Genomic DNA, 18,298 nt, shown 5'->3' with positions numbered 1-18,298 from the left:
GCTTCTCCCAGAAAATGCCGCACACCTCCGGTGAGTGGGCTCGCCGGAAGCTGCGGATAGAGTTTGAACCGTGGCAAAAATTTGCGCTGGGCGTGCCGTTTGGCTGGGTGCGAAAAGATTCAGGCTACCCGAGTAAACAGCGTGGTGTGTGGGTGGAGGGAAGTGCAGGCGTGGCGTTACTGGCCAGAAGGCTGGGTGAAGATGCTATTGCGACGGATATTCTGGCCCGGCTGGCACCGCTGCGCACACGTTACGGTTATATCGACTCATGTGATTACCCGGACGATGACGATATGCCGCCGTGGCCCTCATCCTGTAATACAGCCTGGATGATCCTGGCATGTAATCCGCAGGGATTCTGGAATGTGGATTCACCTGCTATAGATGCCGGATATTATCGGTATTAACCAGACGGATAATTACCGCGCTGTGATTGTATGAACGATGCCAGCAATGAGCCCGTTTCTATGACAATGGCGCAGGCGCAACTTGATCGCAATGATGAGATTTATCGCCGTCAGCGTGAGATGAAAAACGAACTGGATAAGCTGGAGGATTTAGAGGAAGTCAGAGAATTTGATATTGAATAAAATCATTCCCCAAAACGGATTTTATCTTATTGAATTTGCTGGCCTTTTAATATGAGCAATTTAAGCTAAAATGTGGATAAGTATCTATGTAACGACTTGATAAATAGGAGGTTATTTTTATTTTTCCCACCTTCATCCTCGCCAGGTGAAACGCATCGAGACCGAACATGCTTAGCTCCGCAGGCAAAATTGATTTGGCGCAATTCTAAGGCTGCGAAGCAATGGAAGGCAGAAACAGAACAGTTCTTTTTAACCATAACAGTTGTCGTGCTGTTATAGGTTGGCCTGGCTGATATGAAATCTGGAACCTGGATTCCTGTTATCAAATAGCGTCCACGTCTTGAAACACGCGCCTTAGGCAAGGAGCTGTCAGTAACAATGTTGTAAAACTGTTAACTATAACAGTTATAAAAAATGCCCTGATTATGTAAACTGATATATACAGTGCGTGTCACCGACACCGATTATCAGGACGAAAAATGAAAAAATACCAGCGACTGGCTGAGCAAATTCGCGATCAAATCGCGTCTGGCGTATGGCAGCCCGGCGATCGCTTGCCATCCTTGCGCGAGCAGGTGGTCAGCAGCGGCATGAGTTTTATGACCGTCGGACATGCATATCAGTTGCTGGAAAGTCAGGGCCGGATTATCGCCCGGCCGCAGTCGGGTTACTATGTTGCCGCGCGCCCTGAACGTGAGCTGGCAGCGCCGCAGGCGCAGGTGATGCGCGATGAAGCGGTGGATATCAACACCTATATTTTTGATATGCTGCAGGCCAGCCGGGATGCGTCAGTGATGCCATTTGCCTCTGCATTTCCCGATCCGCGTCTGTTTCCCCTCCAGCAGTTGAACCGCTCGCTGGCGCAGGTCAGTAAAACCGCGACCGCCATGAGCGTGATAGAAAACCTGCCGCCGGGAAATGATGAGCTGCGCCATGCCATTGCCCGCCGCTATGCTCAACAGGGGATGACCATTTCACCTGATGAAATTGTCATCACTACCGGTGCGCTGGATGCCCTCAACCTGAGCCTGCAGGCGGTTACCGAACCGGGAGACTGGGTGATTGTCGAAAATCCCTGTTTTTATGGGGCGTTGCAGGCCCTGGAGCGATTACGGCTGAAGGCGCTTTCAATTGCCACCGACGTGAAAGAGGGGATCGATCTTACCGCGCTGGAGCAAGCGTTGCAGGAGTATCCGGTAAAAGCCTGCTGGCTGATGACCAACAGCCAAAATCCGCTGGGTTTTACGCTCAGCCCAGAGAAAAAGGCGCACCTGGTCGCATTGCTGGAAAAATATCATGTAATGCTGATAGAAGATGATGTCTACAGCGAGCTGTACTTTGGTCGCGAAAAACCACTGCCTGCCAAAGCCTGGGATCGCGCCGACAGCGTTTTGCATTGTTCATCCTTCTCGAAGTGCCTGGTGCCCGGATTTCGCGTGGGCTGGGTGGCGGCCGGGAAGCATGCCCGACGTATTCAGCGACTCCAGCTCATGAGCACGTTATCCACCAGTTCCCCCATGCAGCTTGCACTCGTGGATTACCTGTCAACCCGGCGCTATGACGCGCATCTGCGCCGCTTACGCCGTCAACTGGCGGAACGCAAACAGCAGGCCTGGCAAACGTTGCTGCGCCATCTTCCGGCGGAAGTCAAAATTCACCATAACGACAGCGGCTATTTTCTGTGGCTGGAACTGCCAGAACCGCTTGATGCAGGCGTGCTCAGCACCCAGGCACTGGCGCACCATATCAGCATTGCACCGGGAAAAATGTTTTCGACCTCGGGGAGCTGGACTCGTTTCTTTCGCTTTAATACCGCATGGCACTGGGGAGAGCGTGAGGAACAGGCTGTGAAACAGCTGGGAAAATTAATTCGCGAGATGATGAAATAAAACGTAACGCGCTATTCAATATAAAAGAATAGCGCGTTCTTATTTTCGAAATAGAGAATACCTAACCCCGATGTTATTTATATCGGGTGCTACCATACAAAAAATCAATAGTTCTTACTATTGCCACCGTTGCACCTAACTCCTTGTCTATACTCCAGAAGATTAAAGCTCCCGTTCAGCGTCAGTAGCGTAATGAGCGTTAGCTCACAACCTGATTAAATTTCCTTGCGCCAGCAGGAACGCTTACAACACCCCGACTATTTTTAGGAAAGGACATATATTTACGGCAAGGCTGCCGCTCAATATTTTTTAGACAGGAGTAAGACGTTATGAGCAAGCAGTTTGCCCTCAGTAGCCTGTGCGCACTCAGTATGACGCTGATGACTGCACAGGCAGCCGAACCCCCGACATCCTTAGATAAACCGGAAGGCCGTCTGGATATTATTGCCTGGCCGGGCTACATCGAACGTGGACAGACCGATAAACAATATGATTGGGTCTCGCAGTTTGAGAAAGAGACCGGCTGCGCGGTCAATGTTAAAACAGCGGCCACTTCTGATGAAATGGTCAGCCTGATGGCAAAAGGCGGCTACGACCTGGTTACCGCTTCCGGTGATGCCTCATTGCGTCTGATTATGGGAAAACGCGTTCAGCCGATTAATACCGCGCTGATCCCTAACTGGAAAAGCATCGATCCGCGCGTGGTAAAAGGCGAGTGGTTTAACGTTGGCGGAAAAGTTTACGGCACACCGTACCAATGGGGGCCAAACCTGCTGATGTACAACACCAAAATCTTCCCAACGCCGCCGGATAGCTGGAACGTGGTATTTGTTGAGCAAAAACTTGGGGACGGAAAAAGCAATAAAGGGCGCGTTCAAGCCTACGATGGCCCGATCTATATTGCCGATGCTGCACTATTCGTTAAGGCGACTCAGCCGCAACTGGGCATTACCGATCCCTATCAGCTCACCGAACAACAGTATCAGGCGGTGATCAAAGTCCTGAGCGATCAGCACGCGCTGATCCATCGCTATTGGCACGATACCACCGTGCAAATGAGCGACTTCAAAAATGAAGGTGTGGTGGCGTCCAGCGCCTGGCCTTATCAGGCGAACGCCCTGAAAGGAGAAGGCCAGCCTATTGCCACGGTCTTCCCAAAAGAAGGGGTTACCGGATGGGCTGATACCACCATGCTGCACAGCGAAGCCAAACACCCGGTGTGCGCTTACAAATGGATGAACTGGTCATTAACCCCGAAAGTTCAGGGCGACGTCGCAGCCTGGTTTGGTTCTCTGCCAGTCGTACCTGAAGGTTGTAAAGCCAGCCCGCTGCTGGGTGAAAAGGGCTGTGAAACCAACGGCTATAGCTACTTTGACAAAATTGCCTTCTGGAAAACGCCGATCGCAGAAGGTGGCAAATTCGTTCCTTACAGTCGCTGGACGCAGGATTACATCGCCATTATGGGCGGTCGTTAATTCCGCTGGGGGTTTTATGACGTACGCAGTGGAGTTTCATAACGTCTCGCGTCTGTACGGGGATGTTCGTGCAGTTGATGGGGTGAGTATTGCGATTAACGACGGTGAGTTTTTCTCTATGCTGGGGCCATCCGGCTCCGGCAAGACCACTTGTCTGCGCCTTATTGCAGGGTTTGAGCAACTGTCAGGCGGCGCAATCACCATTTTTGGTAAGCAGGCCAGCGAATTGCCGCCCTGGGAACGGGACGTCAATACGGTATTTCAGGATTATGCGCTATTCCCGCATATGTCGATTCTCGACAATGTCGCCTACGGACTGATGGTCAAAGGTATTGATAAAAAACAGCGTCACGCTAAAGCACGTGAAGCGCTGGATAAGGTTGCGCTCGGTTTTGTTTATGAACGCAAACCATCGCAACTTTCCGGTGGTCAGCGGCAACGCGTGGCGATTGCCCGCGCGCTGGTCAATGAACCGCGGGTCCTGCTGTTGGATGAACCGCTCGGGGCATTGGATCTTAAGCTGCGTGAGCAGATGCAGCTGGAACTGAAAAAGCTACAGCAATCCCTGGGTATCACCTTCATTTTTGTCACCCACGATCAGGGTGAAGCCCTGTCGATGTCCGATCGTGTGGCGGTGTTTAATAATGGTCGCATCGAACAGGTGGATTCTCCGCGTGAACTGTACATGCGTCCGCGCACACCGTTTGTGGCAAGTTTCGTCGGGACGTCAAATGTTTTTGATGAAACGATGTCAGCGAACGTTTGCGGGCTACAGGGTATGTTTTCCCTGCGTCCGGAACACATTCGCTTGAATGATACCAGTGGTGAAGTCCAGGCCCGGGGGGTTATCCAGGCGGTGCAGTACCAGGGCGCGGCGACACGTTTTGAGCTGAAACTTGTCGGCGGTGAAAAATTACTGGTTAGCCAGGCGAACCTGACGGGAGAAATGCTGCCGACAACGCTGTCGCCGGGTCAACAGGTGATGGCATCGTGGTCACGCGACGTGATGGTACCGCTGGTTGAGGAGAGGTGAATGGCTATGAATGTCTTACATTCGCCTCCACAGTCGACAAGTCTGAACCGGATCTCAGGGTTCTTCTGGCGTAATCCGGGTCTGGGGCTGTTTTTGCTGCTCCTCGGACCGCTGATGTGGTTTGGGATCGTCTACTTCGGCTCATTACTGACGCTGTTGTGGCAAGGTTTTTATACCTTCGATGATTTCACCATGTCGGTCACGCCCGACCTGACGCTGGCGAATTTGCAGGCGCTGTTTAATCCCGCCAACTACGACATCATTTTGCGTACCCTGACGATGGCGGTGGCGGTCACCATTGCCAGCGCGATTCTGGCGTTTCCGATGGCGTGGTATATGGCGCGATATACCAGTGGCAAAATGAAAGCCTTTTTTTACATTGCTGTGATGTTGCCGATGTGGGCCAGCTACATTGTTAAAGCCTACGCATGGACGTTACTGTTGGCTAAAGATGGTGTGGCGCAGTGGTTTTTAACCCATCTGGGGCTGGAGCCTCTGCTGCTTTCGTTCCTGACGCTGCCTGCGGTAGGCGGCAATACGTTGTCGACTTCAGGGTTAGGGCGTTTTCTGGTGTTCGTCTACATCTGGCTGCCGTTTATGATCCTGCCGGTACAGGCCGCGCTGGAGAGACTTCCTCCTTCGCTCTTACAGGCCTCCGCTGATTTGGGCGCTCGTCCGCATCAGACTTTCCGCTATGTGGTCCTGCCACTGGCGATACCCGGTATCGCGGCGGGGTCGATCTTTACTTTTTCTCTGACGTTGGGCGATTTTATCGTGCCGCAACTGGTGGGGCCGCCAGGCTATTTCATCGGCAATATGGTGTATTCGCAACAAGGGGCGATCGGCAATATGCCGATGGCGGCGGCATTTACTCTGGTGCCGATTGTGTTAATCGCACTGTATCTGGCGTTCGTGAAGCGTCTGGGAGCTTTCGATGCACTCTGAACGCGCGCCCTGGTTACTCAAACTGGCGGCATGGGGCGGGGTTATTTTCCTGCACTTTCCCATCCTCATCATCGCCACCTATGCTTTTAATACTGAGGAGGCTGCTTTTAGTTTTCCACCACAGGGGTTAACGCTGAAGTGGTTTAGCGTTGCGGCGCAACGTAGCGATATTCTGGAATCGGTGACGTTGTCACTTAAAATCGCTGCATTGTCGACGGCCATTGCTCTCGTTCTGGGGACGCTGGCCGCTGCCGCACTGTGGCGCAGGGACTTTTTTGGTAAAAGCGCAATATCGCTGTTGCTGCTGTTGCCGATCGCGCTGCCGGGGATTATTACCGGTCTGGCGCTACTGACGGCGTTTAAAACTATCAACCTGGAACCCGGTTTTCTCACCATCGTGGTCGGCCATGCGACGTTTTGCGTGGTGGTGGTATTTAACAACGTCGTGGCGCGTTTTCGCCGTACCTCATGGAGTCTGGTTGAAGCGTCTATGGATCTTGGCGCCAACGGCTGGCAAACCTTTCGTTATGTCGTGCTGCCAAACCTGGCATCGGCACTGCTGGCGGGAGGGATGCTGGCGTTTGCTTTGTCGTTTGATGAAATCATCGTGACAACGTTCACCGCCGGACATGAAAGAACACTTCCTTTGTGGCTGCTCAATCAACTGGGTCGACCACGAGATGTGCCTGTCACCAACGTTGTGGCATTGCTGGTAATGCTGGTGACAACACTGCCAATTTTAGGGGCCTGGTGGCTAACGCGTGAAGGCGACACTCTCGCCGGAAACGGTAAATAAACGACGATATGGGAAATTGCTATGCAACATCAATTACTGATTAATGGCGAGCTGGTCAACGGTGAAGGTGAAAAGCAGCCAGTCTATAACCCTGCCACTGGAGAACGCATTCTGGAGATTGCCGAGGCGTCAGCCGGGCAGGTTGATGCGGCGGTACGTGCAGCAGACTGCGCATTTGCCACCTGGGGACAAACCACACCGAAAGTTCGTTCCGAACTGCTGCTGAAACTGGCGGATGCTATCGCCGATAACGCGCAAACCTTCGCTGAGCTGGAATCGCTTAACTGTGGTAAGCCGCTGCACTGTGTCCTTAACGATGAAATTCCGGCAATCGTCGACGTTTTCCGCTTCTTCGCCGGGGCAGCTCGTACCCTGCAAGGACAGGCGGCCGGAGAGTATCTGGAAGGGCATACGTCGATGATTCGTCGGGATCCGCTGGGCGTGGTGGCCTCTATCGCGCCGTGGAACTACCCGTTGATGATGGCGGCGTGGAAGCTGGCACCGGCGCTGGCGGCGGGTAACTGTGTGGTGATTAAACCGTCAGAAATTACCCCGCTAACGGCACTTAAACTGGCAGAATTTGCCAAAGATATTTATCCGCCTGGCGTTATCAACGTGCTTTTTGGCCGTGGCAAAACGGTGGGTGACCCGCTGACCGGTCATGAAAAAGTCCGGATGGTTTCCCTGACCGGCTCCATTGCGACCGGTGAACACATTATCCAGCACACCGCGCCTTCGATTAAGCGCACACATATGGAGCTGGGCGGCAAAGCCCCGGTCATCATTTTTGATGATGCCGATCTGGATGCAGTGGTGAGCGGCGTGCGAACCTTTGGGTATTACAACGCCGGACAAGACTGTACCGCCGCTTGTCGAATCTATGCCCAGAAAGGCATTTATGACGCGTTGGTTGAGAAACTCGGTGCCGCGGTTGCCAGTCTGAAAATCGGTGCACCGAATGACGAATCGACGGAGCTGGGGCCGGTAAGCTCGCAGGCGCACCTCGATCGCGTGACTAAAGCGGTCGATGAAGCCAAAGCACTGGGGCATATCAAAGTCATCACCGGTGGTAAAAAAGTGGACGGCGCAGGCTACTATTTTGCTCCGACGCTGTTGGCCGGGGCGAAGCAGGAAGATGCTATCGTGCAGCGGGAAGTTTTCGGTCCGGTGGTCAGCGTCACCGTATTTGAGGATGAAGATCAGGTGCTGGCGTGGGCTAACGATTCGAAATACGGCCTGGCATCCTCCGTCTGGACTCGGGATGTGGGGCGCGCGCATCGATTTAGCGCTCGCCTGCAGTATGGTTGCACCTGGGTCAATACCCACTTCACGCTGGTCAGCGAGATGCCGCACGGCGGACAAAAACAGTCTGGTTATGGCAAGGATATGTCGGTTTACGGGCTGGAAGATTACACGATTGTTCGCCATGTCATGATCAAGCATGAGTAATATCTGAAGCGCGAGCAATAAATGCGGCACGGATAGCTAAATACTGGCAAACGTGTGTCTATATTATTCGCGCCACTGGCCTCGTCGCCATCGGACGGCGGTAAGTTGGAAATATCCGCGAGGTCAGGCTAATTGATACAACAAAGCCCCGGCTTAACGTCGTAATGCCTGTCAATTAAGCATTACGGCGAACATGTGATTTCGGCTCAGGGTTCCGTTCACCTCAGCGATATCAATTCTCTGAGGCTCAGACACCCGTGAACGTGCAAGAGAGGCTTACCGCCGCCTCCATGCGGGCAGACTCGGTCAACCGTCAACGCCTCATCGATTTTCAGCCGGAACGGGGTCATCGCTGCAACGCACTGACTTCCAGTTAAATCTGTTTTGCTGTTCAGATATATTCCAATAAAAACGCAGGTGGTCAGGTGTGGGCTGGTCCGGCTGAAAATTGCCGACGTGTTTCCGGAAGGCCGGGAGAACCCGCAGGGATGCGGGTTCAGGGCGCGTTTTACAGGGAAGTTTCCTCGCGCCCGGCCCGGTAGCCTGGAGGAATAAACGGAGGGGACCACGAAGTGGCAATTTTCCCGCCGGGAGCCGGGATTGTTAAGGGTACGGCGATAGTACCCTTAACACGTTCACAGGTCGTATTGCCTCAGAGATGTGACAAACATAAGGTGAACGTAGCAATACGCCGGAGGCAACAGACTCATTACCTGCGTATGTGCCACTCATCCTCGTTAACTGGCAAGCATTACAGCTTAATGTCAGGAGGATCGTCATCCGGTTATCCGCGGCGCAAGCTGCAAATCCAGGCGAGTAGCGCACAGACGCTCAGAACCAGCCCCAATTGTTGCACCATGCCTGCAGCCCCCAGCATCATTCCCAGCAACAGGTAATAGCTTAATCCGAATAATGCACCGGCGGCCCCGGCCTGTTCACGATAGTGGCGTAGGGCCTGACTCAGCACATTAGGGATCGCGATGCCATAGGCAATCACCGCGCCGAAAACCGGTATCAGAATCCACGCGGAGTGCTGTAACCACCACGCGGCGAGGCCTGACAATGCTGCCAGCGCACAGGCATAACGTACCCTCTGTTCCGACGTCAGGTCTGTCGTCAATAATCTCCGGTTCAGCAGGCTGCCCGACAGCGAAGCAAACGCAAGTAGTCCCCCCGTCCAGCCAAAGGCTCTGGAACTCCATCCCAATTGACCGAAAAGAAACGGAGCCAGGCTGTAATAGCTAAACAGCATGGTGTTCAGCAGCGCAACCAGCATGGTATTTTTCCACAGTTCGCGGTCACGCATCATGCGGGAGAGCAGTGCAGCAAGGCTGGGTCTGAGCGTATTTTCGGGCCGGGTTTCTGGCAGCATGGTCGCAGTCAGTAGTAGCAGTAGCAGCGCCAGCAGCACAAGGGCAATAAATACACCGGTATGACCATACAGGCTGACCAGCCAACCTCCGCTTAGCAGGCCGAAAACGGGACTCAATGCCAGCGCAGCGCCCATCACGGAAAAGACGCGGGATAGCGCGGTTGATTCATACGTGTCCCGTAACATGGTCTGTACCACCACTGACCCGGCAGCCGCGCCGATGGCTGAGATCATCCGTGCCAGCAGCAAAACGCTGAAGTCAGTGGCAACCACGGCCAGGGCACAACCTGACCCATAGCAGATAAGTCCTGCCAGCATCGCCCAACGTCGACCGAGGCAGTCGCTCAGCCAACCCCACATCGCCACGCCGACGGCGAAGGCAATAAAATAAACGGAGAGTGTTTGCGCCGCGCGCTCACTGCTTACGTGATAAGACGTGGCGATTCCTGGCAATGCCGGGCTATAAATGGTTTCCACCAGTTGTGGAAACATAATCAGCAAAGTAAGAAGCCATAGCGGCGGGCGGCGAAGAGTGTTCATAGCAATATCCAGAGAGACAGAAAACTGGCGGGCATTATTGCTGAAAGGGATGTGTCGCATTACCATTATCAAGACTTTAAATATCAAATATCGGACAGATAATGGAAATTGCCCCGGATGATGATTTCGATGCGGATAGCTTTGATAAACCGGTAATCGGGATTGCCTCCGAGATGGGCGTACACGATTCCGGCCGGCATAGCCATCTTCGTCATCAGCTACTTTTTTCGGCAGCGGGAAGCATTACGATTGAGCTGGAGCATGCCCTGTGTCTGCTACCGCCACGGCGCGCGGTCTGGATCCCGGCTGGTACGGTACATCGCGCCATAATGCGTGGGGTGATGGCTTATCGTTCGTTGTATTTTTCAACTACATTGCCGTTATCTAAGTTACCGCTGCAGATAGTCGACGTTAATCCTCTCTTTTTTGAAGTAATAGAACGTATGGCTTTCTGGCCGTGGGAAATGCCTGCCGCGCAGCAGGCCAGTCTTATCACCGTTTTCTGTGAGGAAATGCGGGCCGCCCACAGTGAAAACTGGACGTTGCAGTTTCCCTCAGATCCGCGGCTGAACGTGTGGCTTGAAGGAGTACGTATGGGCGAATTGCCACCACGACTAAATCAATTATCCCAACGGGTTGGGGCATGCGAGAGGACGATCAGTCGAATATTTACCAGGGATACCGGGATGAATTATCAGAGCTGGCGGCAGCAATTTAGACTATTAAAAGCCATGGAGATGCTGGCTGACGGGGGGCAGATCAGCCAGGTGGCGCAATATCTGGAATTTGTCAGTGACAGTGCTTTTATCGCTTTTTTCCATCAGCATACCGGCACAACACCGAGCCGTTATGCGGGCAATATAATGCCGCAGAAGGATTAGGGGTATTACATACTAAGGATAATTTACCGGGTGGCAGGAGAGTGGGAAAATCGTGTACTAATGGCAGAGAGAAGAGTCTCTCTGCCAGCGGACGCTGCAATTAATCAAGAAGAACGACATCAAGCAAACCAGCCAAACCTTGCGGAAATCAGACTGAAAAGTCCTACAGCAGCAAATATATTTATCAGCACCACAGTTTTACTGGAAACATTCATTTGTGCCACCTTTCGTTTTAACCCTTATGGGTATAGTACGGGTTATAACTATCCGCAATAGTACGGATTCTGAACATAATGAAAACGGCTTGTTTTACCGGCGTTTCTCTTAAAATAATTAATAAAACTTGATGTGGGTCATGAAAAAGAGCATATTGCGCGCGATTTTACCTTTCGGCCCGGATGCCTGACATGTCTCTGTACCAAAAAATGTTGGTTTTTTATGCGGTGATGGCCGCTATCACGGCAATCATCACCTGGTTTCTTTCCCGCGATAAAAAGCGGATTCGTTTTCTCAGCGCGGTATTAGTCGGGGCGACCTGGCCGATGAGTTTTCCCGTCGCGTTAATGTTTTCTCTCTTCTGATGACGGCGTAAACGCCGTTTCAGGAGGAAAGCAGGGCATCTAATCGTTTTTTGTCGGCTGCGCAAACATCCTGCGGATGCTGATATCCCACGTTTTCATTGGCGCGGGTATACAAAGCGACCAGCCAGTCGTAAACGTAACGGCTTGCACCATGCGAAGGTTGTTCATCCAGTTTCGTCAACCGTAACATCGGCTGTTGCGCCGGGGCACTAAAAATAGCCGATCCTTTTTGGATCCTGCTGGCCGGACGCTGTTCTTCTGCCACGCTGGCAAATCCAAGCCAGGTAATAAAATCCCCAATATCGGCGTGAAGCTGCGCAGCGCAGACGTTTTCTCGCTGCATAATGCGCTGTAAGCGTTGCGGCATCTCCAGCCGATAGCTGGTGGTAACGAGGATATCAGCAACCTGCCTTAGCGTACGCGGCTCGAGACGTAAACGGCGCGCATTATTTTCATCGCGACACCACTGGCGCACGTGGTTAACCCACATTTTGTGCGCCTGATACCCGGTCTCTTTGCTTTCCGGCGAGTGCGGTGTGTCACGCACCTCGGCAAACAGGTCAATCTCTTCATTAAATAATCCGCTCACCTGTTCCTCGCGCGGCTGCTGAACACGCAGCAGCGACTCAAAGAGGCGCATCGGCGGAAGCAAACCGTCCAGGAGTTCGCCATGCTTTGCCGCCTGGGCCTGGAGCTGGCGGATCACCGACTCATTGCTACCCGATTCGGTTTCAACGGGGTTAATCCAGCCGATCAGGGTTTCGCGTACACGCTGCTGGTGCTGCTCACGCAGGGAGGTCAATCTCGCCTGGCGTTGCTGGGGCGAGGTTGCCTGAGTCAACCATTCGACGAGGCGTTGTAAGCTGTGTTTATCCAGCGCCTGCAGCGTGCCCCAGTGCAGTCCGGGCTTGCCCATTAATTGCTGCACAGATTCATCAAGATTTTGCTGAGTGCTAAACCGCGCATCCTGCGGAGTAATGGCCCAGACCACTCCCGGCAATGCGGCGTCATGTACGGGCTGAGTGTCGTTAACCCAGCCCAGTAGTTTGCGGGTGATGGCGGGCGTCTGGGAGCGGGTAGATACCGCATTACAGATTAAAAGTACATCCGGTTGCAGATGCTGGCGATAATGTTCCAGCATCCAGCCTAATTTGGCCTGCCACAATGGATGGGGATGAACATCCGGGGCGAGGGGAATATCCAGCAGATCGACATTTTCCAGTACAGCGTCTTCAACTGTCAGGACCAGCTCGCGCGTGAGCAGCGCCAGCGAAGCCTGAGAAAGGCTGACCGCATTGAGCAACTGTTCATTTTCTATTGGATGAACCACCACATCGCTTTGCGCCTCATTCCCGTTCAATGCTACCTGAGTCAGGAAACTCTCGGCAGGTAAACCAAAATGGTCAACCAGCAGGCTCAGCGGAGCCGCGAGTTCTTGCGCGCTCCCGGTTTGTTGCAGCGTATGCGCCAGCGCCAACCACTGTTGCGTCAACTCTGGCTGTTCTCCCCACAGTAACGCCCAGGCGTTTGCCCGGGTAGTCAGATCCAGTGCGGGTAGCAGCGTGGCAAACTGATGCCATAGCGCGTCGTCAAATTGCTGTTGTCTGGCCGGTACGCAGGCGCGCCAGAAACGACCAATTGCCGCGACATCCTGCGCGGTAATGCCCGGCACCGGATGACGCTGGCGCAACGTTTGCCATTTTTCCAGGCGCGCCTCAATAATCGATTTCTCGACCTGGCGGTTGTCCGCAAGCGCACAGAACTGGGTAATAAATAGCTGTACCAGTTCGGCTTCACTGAGTAGCCGCAGGCGCAACGGCCATTCACCATCGAGCGGATTTTCATCACGCGTAAAGCGGATCGCCATATTGGTTGGCGCATGACCAGGATTAATATGTGAAAAGTAATCAAAGCTGCGATCCGGGGTAACGATATTCACTTTGCCATTGGCGTTGCTGCACAATGCTGTGAGCAGGTGCGCTTTTGCCGATTGCGAATGTCCGTAAAGCCCAACGCATCCTCGCGATGAAAAGGTCGTCTTCAACGCAGATTCATTAACGGCGGCCAGGGTGAGCTGTGCCAACAGGGCATCCGCTTCATCATCAAGACGCGCCGCACGCTGACGGGTATCAGTTACCCACTCGATGGCGGCCTGCGCGGTGTTTAACATCTTACTCATTTCAGGTACACGCTCCCGCTATCAATCCAGTAATGGCTCCCGCTATGGCGTCGGTCTGCCAGCGTATTCAGTTTTAACGTTAAGGCATTGGCGGTAACGGGAGTGCCATCCTGTAACCACGCATCGCTCAGTACGAAAAATTCCGGGCCGCTTTCTTTGCTACCACCGCGTAGCTGCAGCCGTACATTCAACACGCCATCTCCGGCGATGGTTTTTGCCAGTTCGGCAGAATTTATGCTGAGCGTATACAGCGGTGTGGCAGGCCAACGGCTGTTGGCCAGTTGGCGGAAACCTAATGTTACGTTGCCGCGCAATGGGAAGTGCAGGCGGGCATCCAGTTTCGCGCCGGGCTTATCCAGATCGATATCGTGATACCAGATGTTCTCATCACGCAGCGTATTGACCGTATTATCCAACACGCCGAGATAACGTACAGTCGAGTAAGCGCCGATATCGGCAGCTTTAAAGTTGAAACGCGGCAAGCGTAGATCCAGCGCCAGGCTACACAACATGGCACCAACTGCTGCGGTGGATTTGGGGTTACCAATCCGCCCTTGTTGGCTGAACGGATACCACTCATGTACGCGGTAGTTATCCATCCAGATCATACGATTAACCGGAACGGGCTGCAGATGGCGGATCAACGCCTGTACGCCCGGTAAACAGGCGGGTCTGCCGGTCACTAATAAAATATCGCAGCGATAGTGTGAAATGGCCTCACAGACCGCGTGCAGTGGGGAGGTCAGGGTAAACTGGCCCGCCAGTAACGCTTCTTGTAACTGCCGGAACTGCACCTGTAACGGCACGCTCAACACATCAAACGCTGGCGATCCCGCAGGCAACGCATGATCGATAGCCTGCTGGATGTAATTCAGCACGTTGCGCGTTGGTTGCTGGCTCAGGAGTTCGCCAAAGGTGGCATGCAGACCCGCTACCGGATCGTTAATATCACTTTGTTCCCAGGCTGAAAGTACCGCATGACCGAGCGGCATAAAGAGTTGTAACGCCGTTTGTTGACGCAAAATCGCCTGGGTGTCGATGCGTCCGGAATCGCCAAATAGCGTGGCCAGCAATGCGGCGGCGTCGGTCACGCCAGCCTGTTGCAGACGGGTTTGCAGCGCAGGCAACACGCAACGCTGAATCACGTCCAGCAGCATGTCATCGCCCGCAACCTTAAAGCCTTCACGGAACAGCAGGTGCGGGGTAATTTTGACGTTTGTACCCACGCCGTCATCAAGCTGGTAATGGACGACGGCCATATCCGTTGTCCCGCCGCCAATGTCGATCGATGCCACGCGCAGCGCACGACCTTTAGTCTCACCAGGCTCCGGCAAACGGTCCGGGCGGGCAAGGGCGTTAAAGAACGATTCGGTGTGACCATCGTAGTGAGAGATAGCTTCGTTATACAGCCACACCAGTTGCCCGCAGCTGGCCTCATCCCATTCCATCTGGATCTCAGGTACGGGAACCACGCTCTTTTCCTGCTGTTTACGGGTGGTGAAGTCTTCATCCTGCGGGTGCCAGCCCATTGCTTTCCAGACCAACGCAATGGCTTCAAACATGCGCAGGCGGAAAATCTCACGCTCCTGTTTGGGCATCGCCGACGGCAGGGTCAGGATCAGCGTACGCAACTGACGAGGAGATGCCGGGAATCCGAGGCGCAAACGCGTCGCCACGCTGTTAATTTGCCCCAGCGCCTGGGCCAGTATTTCGCACAACATATGCGTCATCAGCGTACTGCGGCTGTATTGCGGTGAGAATACCGGCAGACGATCATCCTGCGGCAGGCTGAACAGCGGTTGCCCGTCATCGTTCATCAGGTTCATCAGCGGGAAGGCGGTAGCCAGTGGTTCGCGCTGGGTTTTGCCATTCATCTGGCTAAAGCGCCAGTCATGCAACACCGGCGTTTCGTCCCACAGATAACGGCGCGGGCTGGAGATCCCACTGCTGCCTTCAGTGCCCATGCGCTGCATTGCCAGCTTTCGGGCTTCATCGCCAACGCGGACAATCGACGGCCAGATAAAGGCATCATCACGACCGCTCTCCACGGAAAAGTGCTGCTTACCAAAACGCGCTTCGGAAAACTCCAGTCGGCTGGTGAACAACGGATCGTTGAGAAACTGTGGCTCGCTTAACGAACGCACCTGCAATTCGGCTGTCTGGCGCAGTCCGTCATTGGCATCCCCGTGATCTTCAATCAGGACGCCACAGGTATGGGTGTTACCGATATCCAGGATAAGATCAACGGGAATGGCGGGCGTGCTGAGGGTATGCGTGACCAGTTTCACTTCCGGAACGGAAAGCTGCTCGCCTAACAGGGTCAGCACATTCAGCCAGTGCGCCTGATATTCAAAGTTACGCAGCGCCTGCTGGATCTCTTGTTCTGAGCGGTTCTCATGCTGTGTGACATGATGCATAAAGGATTCGCGCAACCAGCCGTCAATCCAGGTCTGGTCGAGGAAATCGGCAATTTCGTTGTCATGCCAGGCCAGCGCAAATCGCGTACCGTTCAGCAGGTCATTTTCGTTGGGGGTTAACGCCGCAGGGGCATTTTCAGTGAGCTGGCTGTCCAGCGCCACGGTGACGCGGTGGGTGTTGCCCGCGCTGTCAGGTTGCGCCAGCTTTCGCACCTGTACGCGCGCCCAGTTATCCGGGCCTTCAACGAACGTACGCGGCGGATTAAAGCGCAGGAACGGCAGCGGCAGCCAGACACCGTCGAGCACGTCCAGCGAATAATGCAGCTTCTGGGTGCTTTCCGGCTTCACCACTTCGGGCTGACCGCCGGTGCTGCCAGGTAAGGTATAACGTCCGGTTGTCAGATCGAAATCCAGCCGCAGCAGGGGACCGTTTGCCGTTTTGCGCACAAAGCGACCATGATGCGCAGATTCCTGCGGCGTCAGGCCAAAATCCAGAAATTGCACACCGCTATTGGCGATGAGCGTCACGCTCTGTTTGTAGTCACACAGATTCACCAACATAAAATCAGGCACCTATCTTTTTGATCGTCAGAGGGATTTCCGCGTGATCGTCATAACGTGCGGTACAGGCGGCGACGTCATTGGTTCCCGCTTTGCAGGTAATTTCCGGCATCGGATAACGTGACCCGTCCGTACAACGGGCATTCCCGCGACTCTTAATCATTAATTCACCTGACTGATGCAAACCGGAGAAAATCTCGGCACGACAAACAATATTGTCGCCATGAACCACGCGCGCAGTACCTTTATTGGCCTGGATCTGATAGCGCAGCGACGGCGCTTTACCGCTAACCGGATCTTTAACATCAACCATTACGCGCCAGTTACCGTTGAGAAAACGCGTCGTTCCTGCCTTCATCTGGTTGGCATCCATCACCAGCGCATCTTTTGGAATCGCGGCGATCACGACCGGTCCCTCGACAGGTTTTTCTTTTTTGGCAGCCGGAACCACTTCAGCCCGATGCAGCGGCAGTGCAGATGTCAGTTCTGGCAGCGGTGCCATATCTGCCTTAGCGACGACTCTTGGGGGAACAGCGGGTACGGGCGGGGTGGGCTGTTGCTTCCACAGCAGCGGCCCAACCATGGCTGCAATGATCACCGCGGCAACGGGCAGGCTCCACAAAGGCAGGCGGCGTGCGGGTTTCTTCTGTGCGAGCGGCGGCGAGACTTCCGGTTCGTTAACAACGACCGGGGGTTGTGGTTCAGGTTCAGCCGGTTTAGGTAGCTCAACGACTGGAGTCAGCAAAGGTGCGTCGGCCTCGACGAAGGTGATTTGGGCAGTGATTTCCTCTTCCGGCTCAGGCTCCGCTACGGTGACGACCGGAGGAATATCGGCAAGGCGCAGGCAATCGAGCACATCGTCGCGAGGATTTTCATTCAGATTGATGAAACCCCAGAACGTAATAACGGGTTTACCTTCAACCAGAAACACGTGATTCTCACCAGGAAACTGGATGGCTTTTTCCAGCAGTGAGCCAAACAGTTGCAGGGAGGTTTTACCCGATTGCAGACTTTTACGGCTCAGCGCCGCCGCATTTTCCAGCGTGCTTCCCAGATAGCGCAGCGCACGAAAACGGGCCTCTTCATCAGCGGCTTTCCATGCAACGGCTTTCCCTTCAATCGGCGAATACCAGTCAACGCGATCGCCGTTGTCGTTAATTTGTGGGATCGCCAGACAATCCACCATCGCCTGCTGTTTACGCAGGCGAAGCGTTTCACGAATTTGCAATGCTGAATCAAACACGGCCTGACCACCGCCGCCCACGGCCTGATAGTCATCCAAATTGCCGCTGCGCAAGAGAGTTTTTGCCACGTTGTTACCCCTTAGACTTCTTCACGTATCTACTTTACGTTTTATAAAAACGAGCAAACGGTGGAAGAGAGGCAAAAAGGGGCGAATTTTCATGGCATAGAGTGCCGGGAAAAATCTTGACGTTTTGAAAAAGACTTAAGGGAAATTAATTCGCTTAGGGTGATGAATTATTCAGCGAAATACACCGGATTAGAATAACCTGATAGTGATTCGTTATTGGTCAGTTTTTGTCAGCTATGCTCTGATATCCCGGTTAATAATAAAATAAGAAGGCTTAT

The 18,298-nt window shown here is 53.7% G+C and carries 13 protein-coding genes and 2 pseudogenes; 10 read left to right on the top strand and 5 right to left on the bottom strand.

The annotated features are described in order from the left end of the window. The 8 genes and pseudogenes from BZK42_RS04310 to patD all read left to right on the top strand — a co-directional run. A pseudogene (locus BZK42_RS04310) lies at positions 1–407 on the top strand (hypothetical protein); the annotation flags it as partial. A 66-nt stretch (positions 408–473) separates the two neighbouring features. Beyond that, positions 474–590: pseudogene (locus BZK42_RS04305) on the top strand (DUF4376 domain-containing protein); the annotation flags it as partial. A 479-nt stretch (positions 591–1,069) separates the two neighbouring features. Next, complete coding sequence (locus BZK42_RS04300; protein WP_019076828.1) at positions 1,070–2,479, top strand: aminotransferase-like domain-containing protein; 1,410 nt, start codon at positions 1,070–1,072, stop codon at positions 2,477–2,479. Positions 2,480–2,808: 329 nt separating this feature from the next. Next, the gene (ydcS, locus tag BZK42_RS04295) at positions 2,809–3,954 is read left to right on the top strand and encodes a putative ABC transporter substrate-binding protein YdcS (RefSeq protein WP_016153154.1); all 1,146 of its coding nucleotides are present in this window, start codon (positions 2,809–2,811) and stop codon (positions 3,952–3,954) included. A 16-nt stretch (positions 3,955–3,970) separates the two neighbouring features. Continuing rightward, the gene (locus BZK42_RS04290; protein WP_016156582.1) at positions 3,971–4,987 is read left to right on the top strand and encodes an ABC transporter ATP-binding protein; all 1,017 of its coding nucleotides are present in this window, start codon (positions 3,971–3,973) and stop codon (positions 4,985–4,987) included. Beyond that, entirely contained in the window at positions 4,988–5,932 is a 945-nt protein-coding gene (locus BZK42_RS04285) for an ABC transporter permease (protein WP_016153152.1), read from the top strand. Continuing rightward, positions 5,922–6,728 carry an ABC transporter permease gene (locus BZK42_RS04280; RefSeq protein ID WP_003020204.1) on the top strand — a complete coding sequence of 269 codons (807 nt, stop codon included), beginning with the start codon at positions 5,922–5,924 and terminating at the stop codon, positions 6,726–6,728. The genes BZK42_RS04285 and BZK42_RS04280 overlap by 11 nt, the downstream gene beginning before the upstream one ends. Positions 6,729–6,749: 21 nt before the next feature. Beyond that, positions 6,750–8,177: an aminobutyraldehyde dehydrogenase gene (gene patD / locus BZK42_RS04275; protein WP_080858798.1), complete on the top strand. Its 1,428-nt coding sequence runs from the start codon at positions 6,750–6,752 to the stop codon at positions 8,175–8,177. A gap of 784 nt (positions 8,178–8,961) precedes the next feature. Here the strand turns inward: patD and BZK42_RS04265 are convergent. Beyond that, positions 8,962–10,089 (bottom strand): multidrug effflux MFS transporter, encoded by a 1,128-nt coding sequence (locus BZK42_RS04265; protein ID WP_080858796.1) that lies wholly within the window; start codon positions 10,087–10,089, stop codon positions 8,962–8,964. Positions 10,090–10,190: 101 nt separating this feature from the next. On the opposite strand from BZK42_RS04265, the gene BZK42_RS04260 reads away from it, so the two are divergent. Continuing rightward, the gene (locus tag BZK42_RS04260; protein WP_047417382.1) at positions 10,191–10,970 is read left to right on the top strand and encodes an AraC family transcriptional regulator; all 780 of its coding nucleotides are present in this window, start codon (positions 10,191–10,193) and stop codon (positions 10,968–10,970) included. A gap of 119 nt (positions 10,971–11,089) precedes the next feature. Here the strand turns inward: BZK42_RS04260 and yncL are convergent, their stop codons facing one another. Next, the gene (gene yncL, locus BZK42_RS04255) at positions 11,090–11,185 is read right to left on the bottom strand and encodes a stress response membrane protein YncL (protein WP_071524268.1); all 96 of its coding nucleotides are present in this window, start codon (positions 11,183–11,185) and stop codon (positions 11,090–11,092) included. A 192-nt stretch (positions 11,186–11,377) separates the two neighbouring features. Between yncL and BZK42_RS04245 the strand changes: the two genes are divergently transcribed. Then, positions 11,378–11,551: a GhoT/OrtT family toxin gene (locus BZK42_RS04245; protein WP_016153148.1), complete on the top strand. Its 174-nt coding sequence runs from the start codon at positions 11,378–11,380 to the stop codon at positions 11,549–11,551. 19 nt (positions 11,552–11,570) lie between these two features. Here BZK42_RS04245 and BZK42_RS04240 read toward each other — a convergent pair whose 3' ends face one another. From BZK42_RS04240 to BZK42_RS04230, 3 genes are read right to left on the bottom strand one after another with little or no spacing between them, the layout of a single operon-like run. After that, positions 11,571–13,730: a virulence factor SrfC family protein gene (locus BZK42_RS04240; protein WP_080858795.1), complete on the bottom strand. Its 2,160-nt coding sequence runs from the start codon at positions 13,728–13,730 to the stop codon at positions 11,571–11,573. Then, positions 13,727–16,708, bottom strand: coding sequence for a virulence factor SrfB (locus BZK42_RS04235; RefSeq protein WP_080858813.1), 2,982 nt, complete (start codon positions 16,706–16,708; stop codon positions 13,727–13,729). Before BZK42_RS04235 ends, BZK42_RS04240 begins: the two co-directional genes overlap by 4 nt. A gap of 4 nt (positions 16,709–16,712) precedes the next feature. Continuing rightward, positions 16,713–18,020, bottom strand: a complete 1,308-nt coding sequence (locus tag BZK42_RS04230) for an SrfA family protein (RefSeq protein WP_080858794.1) — start codon at positions 18,018–18,020, stop codon at positions 16,713–16,715. Positions 18,021–18,298 lie beyond the last annotated feature (278 nt).

Source organism: Citrobacter braakii (assembly GCF_002075345.1).
GTDB classification, from domain to species: Bacteria; Pseudomonadota; Gammaproteobacteria; order Enterobacterales; family Enterobacteriaceae; genus Citrobacter; species Citrobacter braakii.
The sequence above is the reverse complement of the archived record's forward strand: the minus strand, read 5'-3'. Positions and strand labels throughout refer to the sequence as shown.